Origin of the sequence: Pseudonocardia sp. NPDC046786, from assembly GCF_040645415.1 — a bacterium.
GTDB lineage: Bacteria > Actinomycetota > Actinomycetes > Mycobacteriales > Pseudonocardiaceae > Pseudonocardia > Pseudonocardia kongjuensis.
In genome coordinates this window covers 65,114-81,142 of record NZ_JBEYYF010000015.1, presented here as the reverse complement: position 1 = coordinate 81,142, position 16,029 = coordinate 65,114, and the positions used below count along the sequence as shown (strand labels likewise).

The window sequence follows — 16,029 nt, the reverse complement described above, 5'->3', positions numbered from 1 at the left end:
GCATCGGCACCCGGGACGCCCTGGCCCGCGGGACCTTCGATGCGGTGGGCGCGCGCTCGGTCGTCGTCGGGGGGCGCCGCCCGGGCGGCCCGGGCGGCGCCGATAGCCTGACCGGTCGTGAACACTCCCGGCACCCCGAGCGACCCCGGATCCGAGGCGGACCTGCCCGAGCAGCTGCGGGTGCGCCGGGCGAAGCGCGCGGATCTGCTGGCCGCGGGCACCGAGGCGTATCCGGTGCAGGTGCCCCGCACGCACACCCTGCGCCAGGTCCGCGACGCCCATCCCGATCTGCCCGCGGACACCGCGACGGGGGAGAAGGTCGCCGTCGCCGGCCGGGTGATCTTCGTGCGGAACACCGGCAAGCTGTGCTTCGCGACGCTGCGCGAGGGCGACGGCACCGAGTTGCAGGCGATGCTGTCGCTGGACCGGGTCGGCGCCGACGAGCTGACCCGCTGGAAGTCGGTGGTCGATCTCGGCGACTTCGTGCTGGTTCGCGGCGAGGTGATCACCTCCCGGCGGGGGGAGCTGTCGGTCCAGGCCGACGAGTGGTCGATGGTCTCGAAGTCGGTCCGACCGCTGCCGACCGCGCACAAGGAGCTCTCCGAGGAGAACCGGGTCCGGCAGCGCTACGTCGACCTGATCGTCCGCCCGCAGGCGCGGGAGACCGTGCGTGCCCGCTCCACCGTGCTGCGGACCGTCCGCGAGGCGCTCACCGGCCGCGACTTCATCGAGGTGGAGACGCCGATGCTGCAGCTGCTGCACGGCGGCGCGACCGCGCGCCCGTTCGTGACGCACGCGAACGCGCTCGGCTCCGATCTGTACCTGCGGATTGCGCCGGAGCTGTTCCTGAAGCGCTGCGTGGTCGGCGGTATCGAGCGGGTCTTCGAGCTGAACCGGGTGTTCCGTAACGAGGGGATCGACTCGACGCATTCGCCGGAGTTCGCGATGCTCGAGGCGTACCAGGCATACGCGACCTACGACGACATGGCCGTGCTGACGCGCGAGCTGATCCAGTCCTCGGCGCGGGCGCTGTTCGGCTCGACGACTGTCCGGCACCACGACGGCACCGAACACGATCTCGGCGGTGAGTGGCGTTCGATCACGCTCTACGGCGCCGTCTCCGATGCCGTCGGACGCGCTGTGAGCCCGGACACGGAACTGTCGGATCTGCAGCGGATCGCGGCCGAGCACGACGTCGACGTGACCGATTATCCGACCGCCGCACAGATCGTCCTGGAGTTGTTCGAGAAGCTCGTCGAGCACACCCTCGTCGAGCCGACGTTCGTGCGCGACTTCCCGGTCGAGGTGCGGCCGCTGACCCGCGCGCACCGGGACGACCCGCGATTGTCGGAGTCCTGGGACCTGATCGTGTTCGGGGTCGAGCTGGCGACCGCGTACTCCGAGCTGGTCGACCCGGTGGAGCAGCGGGAGCGGCTCCAGGCGCAGTCGCTCAAGGCCGCGGCGGGCGATCCCGAGGCGATGCAGCTGGACGAGGACTTCTTGCGCGCCATGGAATACGGGATGCCGCCGACCGGCGGACTCGGGATGGGCGTCGACCGGCTGCTGATGACGCTGACCGGACTCGGTATCCGGGAGACCATCCTGTTCCCGCTGGTCCGCGGGGAATCCTAGGCACGGTCCGCCCCCCGCCGGTCGCCCCCGGTCGCGTCGTCCGCGGCCGGGGACGACGGCTATGCGCGGCCCGATCGAGTGGCTTTCGGCCGGATTCTGCATTGAACTCGACCCTCGCTCGACGCAGCCAACAATTCTCGGTTACTGTTGAATCGAGTCGGTTCCGGTGCTCTGCATGTCAGTGTCATTGCGTCCGGGTATTGCTTCGGCGTCCGCCGGACCGGTTCGCCCGCATATACCTGCACGGTCTTTCAGGGAGGCTGCGACGATGGCGCAGATCAAAGAGGTCCGGCTCGTCGACGATCTGACCGGCGACGCGGCAGATGAGACGATCGAGTTCGGTCTCGACGGCCGCAACTACGAGATCGATCTGACCGGTGACAACGCGAAGAAGCTGCGCGACGTTCTCGCCGACTACGTGGCCGCCGCCCGGCGTGCGGCCGGTCCGTCCCGGCGGCGCGGTTCCGCGTCGGGTTCCGCCGCCCGCCGCCCGTCGGTCGACCGCGAGCAGAACCAGGCGATCCGCGAGTGGGCCCGCAAGCGCGGGATGAAGGTCTCCGACCGCGGCCGGATCCCGGCCGAGGTGCTCGAGGCGTATCACCAGGAGAACTGAGGGCCCCGCGCGTTGAACCGGTCACACCAGGCAAGGCTCACCTGAGCGGGGCGGCCGGGAGGGGTACCGTCGCCCGGGCCCCTTCCCACCCCCGCACCGGGAGGCAGCCGCCATGGCCCGTCGTGTCACCGAACTCGAGGTCCTCCGGACCGAGCGTCTGAGCCCACACCTGGTGCGCGTCGTCGCCGGTGGCCCGGGCCTCGCGGCGTTCCCGGAGACCGGGTACACCGACCGCTACGTCAAGATCCTCTTCCTGCGGCCGGGCGTCGACTACCCGGAGCCGTTCGACCTGGACCGGGTGCACGCCGAGCTCCCCCGCGAGCACTGGCCGGTGCAGCGCACCTACACCGTCCGCGCACTCGACCACGACGCGGGCGAGCTCGTCATCGACTTCGTGCACCACGGCGACATCGGCCTCGCCGGGCCGTGGGCGGCGTCGGCCCGGCCGGGCGACCGGCTGCGGCTGGTCGGGCCGGGCGGCGCCTACGCGCCGGATCCCGAGGCCGACTGGCATCTGCTGGTGGGCGACGAGTCCGCGCTGCCCGCGATCTGCGCCGCCCTGGAGCGGATCCCGGCCGGTCGCCGGGCCGTCGCGGTGCTGCAGGTCGACGGCCCGGACGACGAGCTGAAGCTCCCCGGCGACGCCGACCTCACCGTGCACTGGCTGCACCGCTCGGCCGTTGGTGGCGACCCGGACAGCGTCCAGCTCCCCGAGGCCGTCCGCGCACTGGACTTCCGCCCGGGCCGGGTGCACGCCTTCGTGCACGGCGAGGCGATCGCGGTCCGTGAGCTGCGCCGCCATCTCGGCCGCGAGCGCGGCGTCCCGCGCGACGACCTGTCGATCTCCGGGTACTGGCGGCGCGGCCGGGACGAGGAGGGCTTCCGCGAGTTCAAGGCGGCCGAGCGGGCCCGCGAGGAGGCGGCCGCGGAGGCCGGCTGACCGCACCCGGGAACACGGCCGGCGGATCGGCTGTTACGCCCGGCAGTCCCTCTGTGCACGTCAGGTGGAGGCGCCGGAGGCCGGTCGACCGATACAGTGGTATGAGGTCTTCCCCCGCGGGGGCGGGCCGGCGCAGTGTCACGCGAGGCGCAGTGCCGGTTCCCGGCGTGCCGGGTCCGGGCAGAAGATGCTGGTCGCGCCGTACGTGAGGCGCAGCAGGCAAGGAGTGCGAATTGTTCGAGAGGTTCACCGACCGAGCGCGACGTGTTGTCGTTCTGGCCCAGGAAGAGGCCAGGATGCTCAACCACAACTACATCGGGACCGAGCACATCCTCCTTGGCCTGATCCACGAGGGTGAGGGTGTCGCCGCGAAGGCACTCGAGTCCCTCGGAATCGCTCTGGAGGGCGTGCGGCAGCAGGTCGAGGAGATCATCGGCCAGGGTCAGCAGGCCCCGTCCGGCCACATCCCGTTCACCCCCAGGGCGAAGAAGGTGCTGGAGCTGTCGCTGCGCGAGGCGCTGCAGCTCGGCCACAACTACATCGGCACCGAGCACATCCTGCTCGGGCTGATCCGCGAGGGCGAGGGTGTCGCGGCCCAGGTGCTGGTCAAGCTCGGCGCCGACCTCAACCGGGTCCGCCAGCAGGTGCTCCAGCTGCTGTCCGGCTACCAGGGCAAGGAGCCCGCCGAGAGCGGCACCGCCGGTCGCGGCGAGGGCACCCCGTCGTCGTCGCTGGTGCTGGACCAGTTCGGTCGCAACCTCACCCAGCAGGCCCGCGAGGGCAAGCTGGACCCGGTCATCGGCCGGGAGAAGGAGATCGAGCGGATCATGCAGGTCCTCTCCCGGAGGACCAAGAACAACCCGGTGCTGATCGGCGAGGCGGGCGTCGGCAAGACGGCCGCGGTCGAGGGGCTGGCCCAGGCGATCATCAAGGGCGAGGTCCCGGAGACGCTGAAGGACAAGCAGCTCTACACCCTCGACCTGGGCTCGCTGGTCGCCGGTTCCCGCTACCGCGGTGACTTCGAGGAGCGCCTCAAGAAGGTGCTCAAGGAGATCCGCACCCGCGGCGACATCATCCTGTTCATCGACGAGATCCACACCCTCGTCGGGGCGGGTGCCGCCGAGGGCGCGATCGACGCGGCCTCGATCCTGAAGCCGATGCTCGCCCGCGGCGAGCTGCAGACCATCGGTGCGACCACGCTCGACGAGTACCGCAAGTACGTCGAGAAGGACCCGGCGCTGGAGCGGCGCTTCCAGCCGATCCAGGTGTCCGAGCCGTCGGTCGCGCACACCATCGAGATCCTCAAGGGCCTGCGCGACCGGTACGAGGCGCACCACCGCGTCACGATCACCGACGACGCGCTGGCCTCGGCCGCCACGCTGGCCGACCGCTACATCAACGACCGCTTCCTCCCGGACAAGGCGATCGACCTGATCGACGAGGCCGGGGCCCGGATGCGCATCCGCCGGATGACCGCTCCGCCGGACCTGCGGGAGTTCGACGAGAAGATCGCGAACGTCCGCCGGGACAAGGAGTCGGCGATCGACGCGCAGGACTTCGAGCGGGCCGCGCACCTGCGCGACCAGGAGAAGACCCTGCTCGGCGAGAAGGCCGAGCGCGAGAAGCAGTGGAAGTCCGGTGACCTCGACGTGGTCGCCGAGGTCGACGGCGAGCAGATCGCGGAGGTGCTGGGCAACTGGACCGGCATCCCGGTGTTCAAGCTGACCGAGGAGGAGACCACCCGGCTGCTGCGCATGGAGGACGAGCTCCACAAGCGCATCATCGGCCAGGAGGACGCGGTCAAGTCGGTCTCCCAGGCTATCCGCCGTACCCGCGCCGGCCTGAAGGACCCGAAGCGCCCATCCGGCTCCTTCATCTTCGCCGGCCCGTCCGGTGTCGGTAAGACGGAGCTGTCCAAGGCGCTGGCCAACTTCCTGTTCGGCGAGGACGACGCGCTCATCCAGATCGACATGGGTGAGTTCCACGACCGCTACACCGCCTCGCGGCTGTTCGGTGCCCCTCCCGGGTACGTCGGCTACGAGGAGGGCGGCCAGCTCACCGAGAAGGTGCGGCGCAAGCCGTTCTCGGTGGTGCTGTTCGACGAGATCGAGAAGGCGCACCAGGAGATCTACAACACGCTCCTGCAGGTGCTGGAGGACGGGCGTCTCACCGACGGCCAGGGCCGCACGGTCGACTTCAAGAACACCGTGCTGATCTTCACCTCCAACCTGGGCACCCAGGACATCTCGAAGGCCGTGGGGCTGGGCTTCTCCTCCGGCAACGACGAGGCCTCGAACTACGAGCGGATGAAGACCAAGGTCAACGACGAGCTGAAGAAGCACTTCCGCCCGGAGTTCCTGAACCGCATCGATGACATCATCGTCTTCCACCAGCTCAACCAGGAGCAGATCATCGAGATGGTCGACCTGATGATCGGGCGGGTGGAGAAGCAGCTGGCCAACAAGGACATGGCCATCGAGCTCACGGACAACGCCAAGAAGCTGCTGGCGCGCCGCGGGTTCGATCCGGTCCTCGGCGCCCGGCCGCTGCGCCGGACGATCCAGCGCGAGATCGAGGACCAGCTGTCGGAGAAGATCCTCTTCGGCGAGATCGAGGGCGGCCAGATCGTCCTGGTCGACGTCGAGGGGCTCGACACCGACGCACCGGAGGACTCGAAGGCCTACGACGACAAGGCGCACTTCGTGTTCCGCGGAGAGCCGAAGCCGTCGGAGCCGGTCCCGGACACCCCGCCGACCGCGCTGGCCGGCGAGGAGTGAGCTGAGCAGCAGGTTCTGGCGGAGGGCCCGTCCCGGACGATCCGGGGCGGGCCCTCCGTCATGTCCGAGGGGTCACAACTCGCGCAGGTTCGACTCGTGCTGTGGGTGGCGTCCGGCGGGGACGGGTCAGGCCGGGAGGCCGGCCCGGACCACGACCAGGTCGGCCCGCGCGCGGGTGGACCCGACCAGCCGCGCGTTCGGCTCGTCGGTGCGCTGCACCCACTCCCGCGCCGCGGCGGGGGACCTGCCGAACCGCACGTGCCGGGCCACCAGCCGTTCGAGGCGCAGCGCCTCGTCGGTCTCGTGGAACCAGACCTCGTCGAACGCGGCCCGCACCGCGTGCCACGGCGGGGTGTCGACGAGCAGGTAGTTGCCCTCGCTGACGACCAGCCGGCACTCCGGCGGCACCGGGATCGACCCGGCCACCGGCTGATCGATCTCCCGGTCGAACGCCGGCGCGTACACCGGCCCGGTCTCGCGCCCCGGCGCGGCGCGCAGCCGCTGCAGCAGGGCCGCGTAGCCGGCCGCGTCGAAGGTGTCCGGCGCGCCCTTGCGGCCGGCACGGCCGAGCCGGGCCAGCTCGACATCGGCGAGGTGGAAGCCGTCCATCGGGACGTGCACCGCGGCCACCCCGGCCGCGGTCAGCGCGCGGACCAGGGCGAGCGCCAGGGTGGTCTTGCCGGCCCCCGGGGCCCCGGCGACGCCGAGCAGTGCCCGCCCGCCCGCCGGGACGAGCCGCGCTGCCCGCTGCACCAGGTCGTCGAACCGCTGCTCCGGCATGCGCACCATGATCCCTGTCCTGGGAGCGTGGCGCGCCGGAACTGGCTCCGGCACTCCCGAAACACGGATCATGCCCGCGCGGCGGCCGCCGGGGCCTGGCTGGCCGGATCCGGGCTGCTCGCGCTGTACGTGGCCTCCGCCGACAACTTCGGCGCGACCTACGGCCCGCTGACCGCGGTGATGGCGCTGCTGATCTGGGCGAACGTCACCGGGGTGGCGCTGCTGGCCGGGGTGGCGCTGGCCGCGCAGCTGGAGGCCGTCCGGGCCGGTGAGGACGCCCGCGGCTGCCCGACTCCGACGACGACGGCATCCCCGACCACACCGACCCGCACTGACGGCCACGACGGATCAGCCGGGCAGGTCCGGGCCGGGCAGGTCCAGCACGCGGTGGTCCCCGGCCGGCAGCGCGGCCCGCAACCGCTCCCGCAGCTCGTCGTCCGGGTCGGTGCGCAGCAGCGCGAGCAGCGCGTCCGGATCGCCGGAGCGGAGCACCGCGGTCCGGGTCGCGGCCACCAGGTGCTCCCGCTCGGACCGCACCCCCGGCGACTCCGAGGTCGGCAGCAACGGCCCGCGGGCCGCCTCCGCCGCGGCGTCGCGCACCCGCCCGTCGCGCAGCGCCTCGCGCAGCCGCAGGAAGTCCGCGTCCACCCGGGCGGCGAGCCGGTAGGGCTGGGTGCGCACGGTGCCCTCGCCGACGCAGCGGCGCAGGCGGTGCATCTCGGCCCGGACGGTGATCGGGCGGCCCTCGTCGCCGTAGAGCGCGCCGGCGAGCTGGTCGGCGGTCATCCCCTCGGGGTGCAACGCGAGCAGTGTGAGCACCTCGGCGTGCCGCAGGCCGAGCCGCAGCGGCCGCCCGTCCCGGCGGGCCACCGGCGCGCGGGCCCCGAGGAACGGCAGGGTCAGCGTCGGCAGCACCGGACCGGCCGGTGCGGGCACCCGGAGCAGCCAGCCCTCGCCGAGCGGTTCCAGGACGGCCTCCGCGCCGCCGTCGAGCACGATCCGGTCGCCGCGCTCGGGCAGCGGCACCCGGGCCGGGAAGCGGTGCGCCGGGGTCGCCGCCAGCACCCGGCCGCGCGGCGAGAGCAGCGCGCCGGGCACGTCGCCGAGCCGGGCCAGGTGCGGCAGGTTGGTGTCCCGCAACCGCCGGTCGCGCTCCTCGGTCAGCGCCGCCAGCCGGTGCTCGGCGAGCCGGGCGGCCGCGGTGACCAGCGACAGCGTCATCGGATGGAAGGTCTCCTCCGGCCCGGTGACGTCGACCGCGCCGAGCTGGCGGCCGGTCTCCGGGTCGTGCACCGGCGCGGCCGCGCAGGTCCACGGGTGGTAGGCGCTCACCAGGTGCTCGGCCGAGTGGATCCCGACCGGCCGGTCGTCGGACAGCGCGGTGCCCATCGCGTTGGTCCCGACCGCGTCCTCGCTCCAGCGGGTGCCCTCGACGAGCTCCACCCGCTCGGCCCGGCGCAGCACCTCCCGGGCGCCCTCGCGCCACAGGATGTGCCCGCGCTCGTCGGTCACGATCATCATGTGCCGGGCCTGCTCCGCCGCGGCGACAAGGGTCTCCCGCAGCACGGGCAGCACCCGCGCAAGCGGATGTCCCGCGCGCAGCTCGGCGACCTCGCCGGGCTGGTAGGGGTGCGTCGGCCGGGACCGCTCCGGATCGACGGCGGCGGCCAGCGAGCGCTCCCACGACGCCCGGATCTCCGGGCGCAGCTCCGGCGCGGCCGAGCCGGTCAGCGCGGCACCGCGGGCCCGCTCCAGTGCGGCTCGTTCACGCGTCACGACACTCACCCTACGGTTAGCTCAGCCTTACCTGAATCGAATCCGCGTGATCGGCACTCACCGGAGGTTCAGGTTCCGCATCTGCGTGCAACTCCCGTGCAACCCCCACCTTCCTAGTGTCCGGCATCACGCGCAATGAATGCGACATCTCCCACGGGAAGGACCAACGATGGCCACGTACGCGGCACCGGGTCAGCCGGACAGCGTCGTCTCGTTCAAGCCCCGCTACGACCACTTCATCGGGGGCGAGTACGTCGCGCCGGCCAAGGGGCAGTACTTCGAGAACCCGACGCCGATCACCGGGCAGAACTTCACCGAGGTCGCCCGCGGCACCGCCGACGACGTCGAGAAGGCGCTCGACGCGGCGCACGCGGCCGCACCGGCCTGGGGCAAGACCTCGCCGACCGAGCGGGCGAACATCCTGAACAAGATGGCCGACCGGATCGAGGCGAACCTCGAGGCCGTCGCGATCGCCGAGTCCTGGGAGAACGGCAAGGCCTGCCGGGAGACCCTGGCCGCCGACATCCCGCTGGCGATCGACCACCTGCGCTACTTCGCCGGGGCGATCCGCGCGCAGGAGGGCGGGCTGTCCCAGATCGACGACGACACCGTCGCCTACCACTTCCACGAGCCGCTCGGCGTGGTCGGCCAGATCATCCCGTGGAACTTCCCGATCCTGATGGCGATCTGGAAGCTGGCCCCGGCCCTCGCCGCGGGCAACGCGGTCGTCCTCAAGCCGGCCGAACAGACCCCGGCCTCGATCCACGTGCTGCTGGACCTGGTCGCCGACCTGCTCCCGCCGGGTGTGGTCAACATCGTCAACGGGTTCGGGGTCGAGGCGGGCAAGCCGCTGGCGTCGAACAAGCGGATCTCGAAGATCGCCTTCACCGGTGAGACCACCACCGGCCGGCTGATCATGCAGTACGCCTCGGAGAACCTGATCCCGGTCACCCTGGAGCTGGGCGGCAAGAGCCCGAACATCTTCTTCGACGACGTCGCCACCCAGCAGGACGCGTTCTACGACAAGGCGCTCGAGGGCTTCGCGATGTTCGCCCTCAACCAGGGCGAGGTGTGCACCTGCCCGTCCCGCGCGCTGATCCAGGGCGGCATCTACTCCGATTTCCTGGAGCAGGCGGTCAAGCGCACCGAGCAGATCAAGCAGGGCAACCCGCTCGACACCGACACCCAGATCGGTGCGCAGGCGTCCAACGACCAGTTCGAGAAGATCCTGTCCTACATCGACATCGGTCGTCAGGAGGGGGCCAAGGTCCTCACCGGCGGCGAGAAGGCCGATCTGGGTGGCGACCTCGCGGGCGGCTACTACATCAAGCCGACCGTGTTCGAGGGCAACAACCAGATGCGGATCTTCCAGGAGGAGATCTTCGGCCCGGTCGTCTCGGTGGCCCGCTTCTCCGACTACGACGACGCCATCCGGACCGCCAACGACACGCTCTACGGCCTCGGCGCCGGCGTGTGGAGCCGGGACGCGAACACCGCCTACCGGGCGGGCCGCGACATCCAGGCCGGCCGGGTGTGGGTGAACAACTACCACGCCTACCCGGCGCACGCGGCGTTCGGCGGTTACAAGCAGTCCGGCATCGGGCGGGAGAACCACAAGCAGATGCTCGACCACTACCAGCAGACCAAGAACGTCCTGCAGAGCTACTCGCCGAACGCGCTGGGCTTCTTCTGATGGGGCAGCCGGACGCCGCCGTCACCCCCAGGGTGGCGCTGACGCCGGCCGCCGCCGATCTGCTGGTGAAGCTCACCGAGCTGCACGGTCCGCTGATGTTCCACCAGTCCGGCGGATGCTGCGACGGCAGCGCCCCGATGTGCTACGCGGACGGTGACTTCAAGACCGGCGGCTCGGACATCCATCTGGGGGACCTCCGGGTGGACGGGATCGAGAAGCCGATCGGCTTCTGGATGTCGGCGTCACAGTTCGAATACTGGAAGCACACCCATCTCACCGTCGACGTGGTGAAGGGACGGGGCAGCGGGTTCTCGGTCGAGGCGCCGGAGGGCGTCCGGTTCCTGATCCGCTCCCGGCTGTTCACCGACGACGAGTGGCGGTCACTGAACGACGACTGACCCATCGCGGGCCCGGACCGGTGTGTCCGGGCCCGCGGTGTGTCCGGACGAAGGAGGACACCGATGTCCGCACCGCACACCCTGCGCGGGCTGATGGGGCTGCCGGTCGAGCCGGCCCCGCTGGGCCGCTCCGCCCTGATCATGATCGACCTGCAGAACACCTACACCGAGGGCGTGATGCGCCTGGAGAACGTCGAGCCGGCCCTGGCGGAGGCCGCCGCGCTGCTCGACCGGGCGCGCTCCGCGGGCGCCCGGGTGATCCACGTGCAGCACGACGCGGGCGAGGGCAGCCCGTACGACGTCACCGCCCCGATCGGCGCGATCCACGACTCGGTGGCGCCGCGGGACGGCGAGGCCGTCGTGGTCAAGAACTTCCCGAGCGCCTTCGTGCACACCGGCCTGGCGGACCTGCTGGAGGGCTACCAGGACCTGGTCCTCGCCGGGTTCATGACGCACATGTGCGTCAACTCGACGGCCCGCAGCGCGTTCTCCGCCGGGCACGTCCCGACCGTGGTCGCCGCGGCCACCGCCACCCGGGACCTGCCCGGGGTGGACGGCACCGTCCGGGCCGCCGAGGTGCACTCCGCCGCGCTGGCCGGGCTCGCCGACCTGCCGGCGATCGTGGTGCCCGGTCAGAAGTCCGTGCCGGACTGAGCGGCCGCCCGGGCGTCGAGCAGCTCGTCGATCGCGGCGAGGGTCGCAGCGGCCCCCGCCGCGATGCCGACGCCGCGGCCGTGCCGCACCTGCGGCTCCCGGACGTTGATCCGGACCAGCGCGCCGGTCGCGGCCGAGGCCAGCTCGGAGCGGCGGCGCACGGTCGGCAGCGCGGTGCCGGCCCCCAGCTCGACGACGGCGAGCCCGGCCCGGTGCCGGGCCAGCCAGTCGACGTGCCGCTGCAGCGCCGGCTCGGCGTGCGAGGTGTCCCAGCCGGCGTCGCCGAACATCAGGATGGCCGGCCGGGCGAGCCCGCCGCAGCCGGGACAGGACGGCAGCGGGCCGGTCGCGCGCATGCTGTCCGGGTCGATCGCCACGTCGACGCCGTCGGCCGGCCACACGCCGTACCCGCACAGCCGCAGGCACTGCAGGTGGTGGATCGAGCCGTGCACCTCGGCGACGTCCCCGGCGGGGAACCCGGCGCGCTGGAACTGACCGTCCACGTTGGACGTGAACACGGTGGTCGGGACGCGCTCGGCCCAGCGCCGCAGGACATCGAACCCGGCGTGCGGGACGGTCCGCCGGTACAGGTGCAGGCGGTGCCCGTAGAAGCCCCAGGCCAGCTCCGGGTCGTCGGCGAAGTGCTCCGGATCGGCGAGCTCGACGAACCGCAGTCCGAGCCGGGCGTACGGCGGGTAGGCGCGCCAGAAGCCCTCGTCGCCGCGGAAGTCCGGCAGGCCCGAGTCGACGCCCATCCCCGCCCCGGCGGTGACCAGCAGCGCGTCGGCGCCGCCGATCAGCGCCGCGGCGGAGCGCAGCGCGGGATCGATCAGGACCCCGCCGCGATCTGATCGAGATCGACGACCTCGAACTCCAGCAGTGAGGCGCCGGTGGCGACCGGCTTCGGCGAGCGCGCACCGGCGTGCGCCTCGGCGGCGGGCCCGTCCCGCCACGCCTGGAACGCCTCCTCGGTCTCCCAGTGGGTGACCACGAAGTACCGGTCGTCCCCGGAGACCGGGCGGAGCAGCTGGAACGAGATGAACCCGGGCTGTCCGTCGACGGCGTGCAGGCGGTTCGCGAACCGCTTCTCCAGCTCCGGCCCGGCGTTCTCCGGGACGTCGATCGCGTTGATCTTCACTACGGCCATGCACCCACGTTAGCCCGGACCGGCCTCGTCGACGCGCATCCGCCAGGCGTCGCCGACGAGTTCGGCCAGCCGGTCCACGCCGACCCGCTCCAGGCGCACCAGAACCAGCGGGAACGGCTCGTGTCCCGGGTCGGTGGAGAACAACTCCGGCTCGCCGCGCAGCAGCGCCTGCTTCTCCGCCTCGTCCCCGACGTAGAGCACCGCGATGTCGGTCCGGATCACCCGGCGGCGGCCCGGTACCCGCTCCGGATAGGACCACACGAACCCCTTGCCACGGACCCGGAAGTCGAACCCGTCGGAGGGGTTCTCCGCGGCGCCGTCCAGCCCGAGGGCGATCCGGCGCACGTCGTGCTCGTCGGCCACGGGTGCAGCCTAGGGTCGGCGGGTGCGTTCCTCCGACGGCGTCGAGCTGGCCGTCACCGCGTTCGGTGGCCGCGGGCGGCCGATAGTGCTGCTGCACGGCCTGATGAGCTGCGCCGCGAGCTGGGAGCCGCGTGCGTCGGCGCTGACGCCGTACGGCCGGGTGCTGGCGCCGGACGCGCGCGGGCACGGGCGCTCCGGGCGGCCGGACGGGGCGGACCCGGCGGCCTGGTCACCGGACCGGCTGGCCCGCGACGTCGTCGAGCTGCTGGGGCGCACCGGGCCGGCCGCGCTGGTCGGCCACTCGATGGGCGGGCTGTCCGCGCTGCTGGCCGCCGCCCGGCGGCCGGACCTGGTCACCGCGGTCGTCGCCGAGGACCCGCCACCGGACCTGACCGGCAGCCCGCCGGGGCTGCTCGACGACATGCGCGCCTGGTTCGGCGCGGTCGCCGGGCCGCACCCGTCCCTGGCCGCGCTGGCGGCGGTGCTCGGCCGGCCGCGGCCCGAGGTGGGCGAGCACATGGGGCGCTGCGCCGTCCGCCGCGCCGACGGCTGGTGGCTCGCCTGCGACGTCGACGACGCGTGCGCGATCGCCGCGCACTGGCTGCGCCGCGGCCTGCTCGGCGAGCTGTCGGCGGTCCGCGTGCCGCTGCTGGTGATCGAGGCGGGGGAGTCGGTCGCCCCGCCGGGGCAGCTCGCGCTGCTCGCCGCCCGGGTGCCGGGCGCCCGGCACGTCCGGCTGCCCGGGACCGGCCATCTCGTGCACGACGCGGACCCGGCCGGCTGGGCCGGGGCGGTGACCGCGCTGCTCGGCGCCACCGGTCAGTGAGCGAGCACCTCGGTCACCCCGGTGCGCGAGTCGTGCAGCTCCACGGCGACGATCCGGGCCCGCACCGGGGGCACCGGGTGCAGCAGCGCGAACGCCTCCGCCGGCCGCCCGGTCGCGAGCACGACGTGCGGCAGCCAGGAGCCGGGCAGGTGCGCGGCGTGCGCACCGCGGACCCGTCCGGCCAGCGCGTCGTGCACCGCCGTGTGCACCGCGAGCACCTCCGGGTCGGTGACGGCGGCGAGCACCAGCGCGTCGTCGTCACCGGTCCGGGAGCCGAGCGTGGCCAGCCAGAGCGCGGGCAGCGCGACCAGCCGCAGGTCGGCCACCAGGGCGTGTCTGGCCGGTCCCGGGACGGTCCCGGCGGCGGCGACGGTGACCATCGGGTCGCCGCCCGCGGCGGGCAGCCCGGCGGCCGTGAGCCGGGCCCGCAGCCCCGCCAGCTCGCCCACCGCGGCGGGATCGAGCCGGAACCGGACGGTCGCGGGCATCAGGCGGGGAGTGCGAAGCGGCCGTCGTCGGTCTGCTCGGCGAGGCCGTCGACCAGCAGCGAGTGCAGGCAGCGGTCGCGCTGCCCGGCGTCCGGCCAGACCGCGTCCAGCTCGGCCCGCCGGACCGGGCCGGGGGCGCCGCGCAGCACGTCCATCAGCTTCCCGCGGACCTGCCGGTCGGTCCCGGCGAAGCCCTGCACCGGTTTGCGCGGGCCGTCGTAGGCGGGCCTGCCCGCGGCCACCCAGGCGCACTCCGCCTCGACCGGGCAGAGCGGGCAGCGCGGTGCCCGCGCGGTGCAGACCACCGCGCCGAGCTCCATCAGCCCGGCCGAGACGACCGCCGCGGTCGCGTCGTCCGGCGGCAGGAGCGCGTCGACGTCGGCGAGATCGGCACGGGTCCGGGCCGGGCCGGCGTCACCGTGGGCGTGCACGGCGCGGGCCACCACCCGGCGGACGTTGGTGTCGACGACCGGGGCCCGCAGCCCGAAGCCGAACGCGGCGACCGCGCGCGCCGTGTAGGAGCCGACGCCCGGCAGCGCCTCCAGCGCGTCCACGTCCGACGGGACGGCGTCGCCGTGCTCCCGGGCGATGGCGCCCGCGGCGTCGTGCAGCCGGATCGCCCGGCGCGGGTAGCCGAGCTTGCCCCAGGCGCGCAGCACGTCCGCCCGCGGCGCGGCGGCCAGCGCGGACGGCGCGGGCCAGCGCCGCATCCACTCGGTCCAGACCGGCTCGACCCGGGCCACCGGGGTCTGCTGCAACATGAACTCGCTGACCAGCACCCCCCACGGCGTCGTGCCCGGGCGCCGCCACGGAAGGTTCCGGGCATGCTCGGAGAACCACGGGTGGATCCGTTCGGCCAGCACCCCTCCAGTGTCGCGGGTGCCCGGACGTGATCACGGATCGGGCACCCGGAGCGGCACCGGGCGACCGTCCCGGTACCGGATCCGTGATCAGCGCCCCTGGTCGGGTGTGGCCGGGGCGGTTCCGACGGGACCGCCGGGCACGGTCGGTCGGTGCCGGTGCGCCCCGGTCACCCGGTGGCGCGTCCCCCGTTCCCTCACAGGGGTACAACCGCGCCGACCTGCTCCGCACCGGCGCGGCGCCGACGACATCGAGTAATCATCGATCTACCGTCAGTGACATGTTGGACCCGGTGGGACCCCTACCGGCGTCGGTCTACTGGCGTCGGCGCGCAGTCGCGGTGGGCGCCGCGCTGCTCGCGCTGTTCGCCCTGCTGTGGCTGACCACCTGGCTGCTCATCCCCGGAGCGGCCGGCGAGGACACCACACCGACCGGTGCCGCAGCGGTGTCCACCCCCGACAGCGGAGCGGCGGCTCCGGCATCCCCGGCCCCGGAGTCCCCAGCCCCGGGCGCACCGCAGCCGCCGCTCCCCGCCACCGCCGGCCCCGGACCGGCGGATGAGAGGGAGTCCACCGGGCCCGCGGCCCCGAACGCGGGCCCGGTGGACGAGACGGTGCGGCCCGACGACACCCCGCGCCCGTCGGTGCCGGTGCCGGACGCCGCGCCGTCCCCCGCGACCGGCCCGGTGCCCTGCGCCGACGGGATGATCGAGGTGCGGGCCGAGACCGGGCAGCCGAGCTACCCGGCCGACGCCCGCCCGGAGCTGCGGCTGGTGGTCACCAACGTGTCCGGCGAGCCGTGCGTGCGTGACCTGGACGGTGCGGAGCAGGAGATCGCGGTATGGAGCGGCGACGGCGCGGACAAGCTCTGGTCGTCCAACGACTGCTCGAACCCGGCCACCGACGACCTGCGCACCCTGGTGCCCGGCGAGCCGGTCGCGTTCGCGGTGACCTGGAGCGGGCTGCGGTCCGAGCCCGGCTGCGCGGCCGAGCGGGCCCGGGTCGAGCCCGGCGGCTACCGGGTGCTGGCCCGGCTCGGCGGGGTGGTCAGCGCGCCGGCCCCGCTGCTGATGGGCTGACCG

16 protein-coding genes and 1 pseudogene are annotated in these 16,029 nt (G+C 73.2%); 10 read left to right on the top strand and 7 right to left on the bottom strand.

Annotated elements, in window-relative coordinates:
* Positions 1–117: 117 nt before the first annotated feature.
* The 4 genes from lysS to ABZ881_RS19300 all read left to right on the top strand — a co-directional run bounded on the left by lysS (position 118) and on the right by ABZ881_RS19300 (position 5,962).
* A complete protein-coding gene (gene lysS / locus ABZ881_RS19315) occupies positions 118–1,632 on the top strand; it encodes a lysine--tRNA ligase (protein ID WP_344021396.1) in 1,515 nt (504 codons plus the stop codon).
* A 268-nt stretch (positions 1,633–1,900) separates the two neighbouring features.
* Positions 1,901–2,245: an Lsr2 family protein gene (locus ABZ881_RS19310; RefSeq protein WP_344021394.1), complete on the top strand. Its 345-nt coding sequence runs from the start codon at positions 1,901–1,903 to the stop codon at positions 2,243–2,245.
* 112 nt (positions 2,246–2,357) lie between these two features.
* A complete protein-coding gene (locus ABZ881_RS19305) occupies positions 2,358–3,185 on the top strand; it encodes a siderophore-interacting protein (protein WP_358486349.1) in 828 nt (275 codons plus the stop codon).
* A 233-nt stretch (positions 3,186–3,418) separates the two neighbouring features.
* Positions 3,419–5,962 carry an ATP-dependent Clp protease ATP-binding subunit gene (locus ABZ881_RS19300; protein WP_344021390.1) on the top strand — a complete coding sequence of 848 codons (2,544 nt, stop codon included), beginning with the start codon at positions 3,419–3,421 and terminating at the stop codon, positions 5,960–5,962.
* A gap of 126 nt (positions 5,963–6,088) precedes the next feature.
* Here the strand turns inward: ABZ881_RS19300 and ABZ881_RS19295 are convergent, their stop codons facing one another.
* Entirely contained in the window at positions 6,089–6,742 is a 654-nt protein-coding gene (locus tag ABZ881_RS19295; protein WP_358486347.1) for a nucleoside/nucleotide kinase family protein, read from the bottom strand.
* A 27-nt stretch (positions 6,743–6,769) separates the two neighbouring features.
* Between ABZ881_RS19295 and ABZ881_RS19290 the strand changes: the two are divergent.
* Positions 6,770–6,985 (top strand): annotated as a pseudogene (locus tag ABZ881_RS19290) (YhjD/YihY/BrkB family envelope integrity protein); the annotation flags it as partial.
* A 105-nt stretch (positions 6,986–7,090) separates the two neighbouring features.
* Here the strand turns inward: ABZ881_RS19290 and ABZ881_RS19285 are convergent.
* Positions 7,091–8,518, bottom strand: coding sequence for a GAF domain-containing protein (locus ABZ881_RS19285; protein WP_358486346.1), 1,428 nt, complete (start codon positions 8,516–8,518; stop codon positions 7,091–7,093).
* 169 nt (positions 8,519–8,687) lie between these two features.
* On the opposite strand from ABZ881_RS19285, the gene adh reads away from it, so the two are divergent.
* From adh to ABZ881_RS19270, 3 genes are all read left to right on the top strand, one after another.
* Positions 8,688–10,211 carry an aldehyde dehydrogenase gene (adh, locus tag ABZ881_RS19280; protein ID WP_358486343.1) on the top strand — a complete coding sequence of 508 codons (1,524 nt, stop codon included), beginning with the start codon at positions 8,688–8,690 and terminating at the stop codon, positions 10,209–10,211.
* Positions 10,211–10,609 (top strand): DUF779 domain-containing protein, encoded by a 399-nt coding sequence (locus ABZ881_RS19275; RefSeq protein ID WP_358486341.1) that lies wholly within the window; start codon positions 10,211–10,213, stop codon positions 10,607–10,609. Before adh ends, ABZ881_RS19275 begins: the two co-directional genes overlap by 1 nt.
* Positions 10,610–10,672: 63 nt before the next feature.
* Positions 10,673–11,263 carry a cysteine hydrolase family protein gene (locus tag ABZ881_RS19270; protein WP_344021366.1) on the top strand — a complete coding sequence of 197 codons (591 nt, stop codon included), beginning with the start codon at positions 10,673–10,675 and terminating at the stop codon, positions 11,261–11,263.
* Here ABZ881_RS19270 and ABZ881_RS19265 read toward each other — a convergent pair.
* The 3 genes from ABZ881_RS19265 to ABZ881_RS19255 all read right to left on the bottom strand — a co-directional run bounded on the left by ABZ881_RS19265 (position 11,242) and on the right by ABZ881_RS19255 (position 12,773).
* The gene (locus tag ABZ881_RS19265) at positions 11,242–12,018 is read right to left on the bottom strand and encodes a Sir2 family NAD-dependent protein deacetylase (RefSeq protein ID WP_358486339.1); all 777 of its coding nucleotides are present in this window, start codon (positions 12,016–12,018) and stop codon (positions 11,242–11,244) included. The genes ABZ881_RS19270 and ABZ881_RS19265 overlap by 22 nt on opposite strands.
* 74 nt (positions 12,019–12,092) lie before the next feature.
* A complete protein-coding gene (locus tag ABZ881_RS19260; protein WP_358486338.1) occupies positions 12,093–12,410 on the bottom strand; it encodes an antibiotic biosynthesis monooxygenase in 318 nt (105 codons plus the stop codon).
* A 9-nt stretch (positions 12,411–12,419) separates the two neighbouring features.
* Positions 12,420–12,773: a hypothetical protein gene (locus tag ABZ881_RS19255; RefSeq protein WP_358486335.1), complete on the bottom strand. Its 354-nt coding sequence runs from the start codon at positions 12,771–12,773 to the stop codon at positions 12,420–12,422.
* 22 nt (positions 12,774–12,795) lie between these two features.
* Between ABZ881_RS19255 and ABZ881_RS19250 the strand changes: the two genes are divergently transcribed.
* Positions 12,796–13,599 (top strand): alpha/beta hydrolase, encoded by an 804-nt coding sequence (locus ABZ881_RS19250; protein ID WP_358486333.1) that lies wholly within the window; start codon positions 12,796–12,798, stop codon positions 13,597–13,599.
* On the opposite strand, the gene ABZ881_RS19245 is transcribed toward ABZ881_RS19250, so the two are convergent.
* Complete coding sequence (locus ABZ881_RS19245) at positions 13,593–14,087, bottom strand: 2'-5' RNA ligase family protein (RefSeq protein ID WP_358486331.1); 495 nt, start codon at positions 14,085–14,087, stop codon at positions 13,593–13,595. The two genes, ABZ881_RS19250 and ABZ881_RS19245, sit on opposite strands and share 7 nt — an antisense overlap.
* Entirely contained in the window at positions 14,087–14,950 is an 864-nt protein-coding gene (locus ABZ881_RS19240) for an A/G-specific adenine glycosylase (protein WP_358486329.1), read from the bottom strand. Before ABZ881_RS19240 ends, ABZ881_RS19245 begins: the two co-directional genes overlap by 1 nt.
* A 278-nt stretch (positions 14,951–15,228) precedes the next feature.
* Between ABZ881_RS19240 and ABZ881_RS19235 the strand changes: the two genes are divergently transcribed.
* Positions 15,229–16,026, top strand: coding sequence for a hypothetical protein (locus tag ABZ881_RS19235; protein WP_358486326.1), 798 nt, complete (start codon positions 15,229–15,231; stop codon positions 16,024–16,026).
* Positions 16,027–16,029 lie beyond the last annotated feature (3 nt).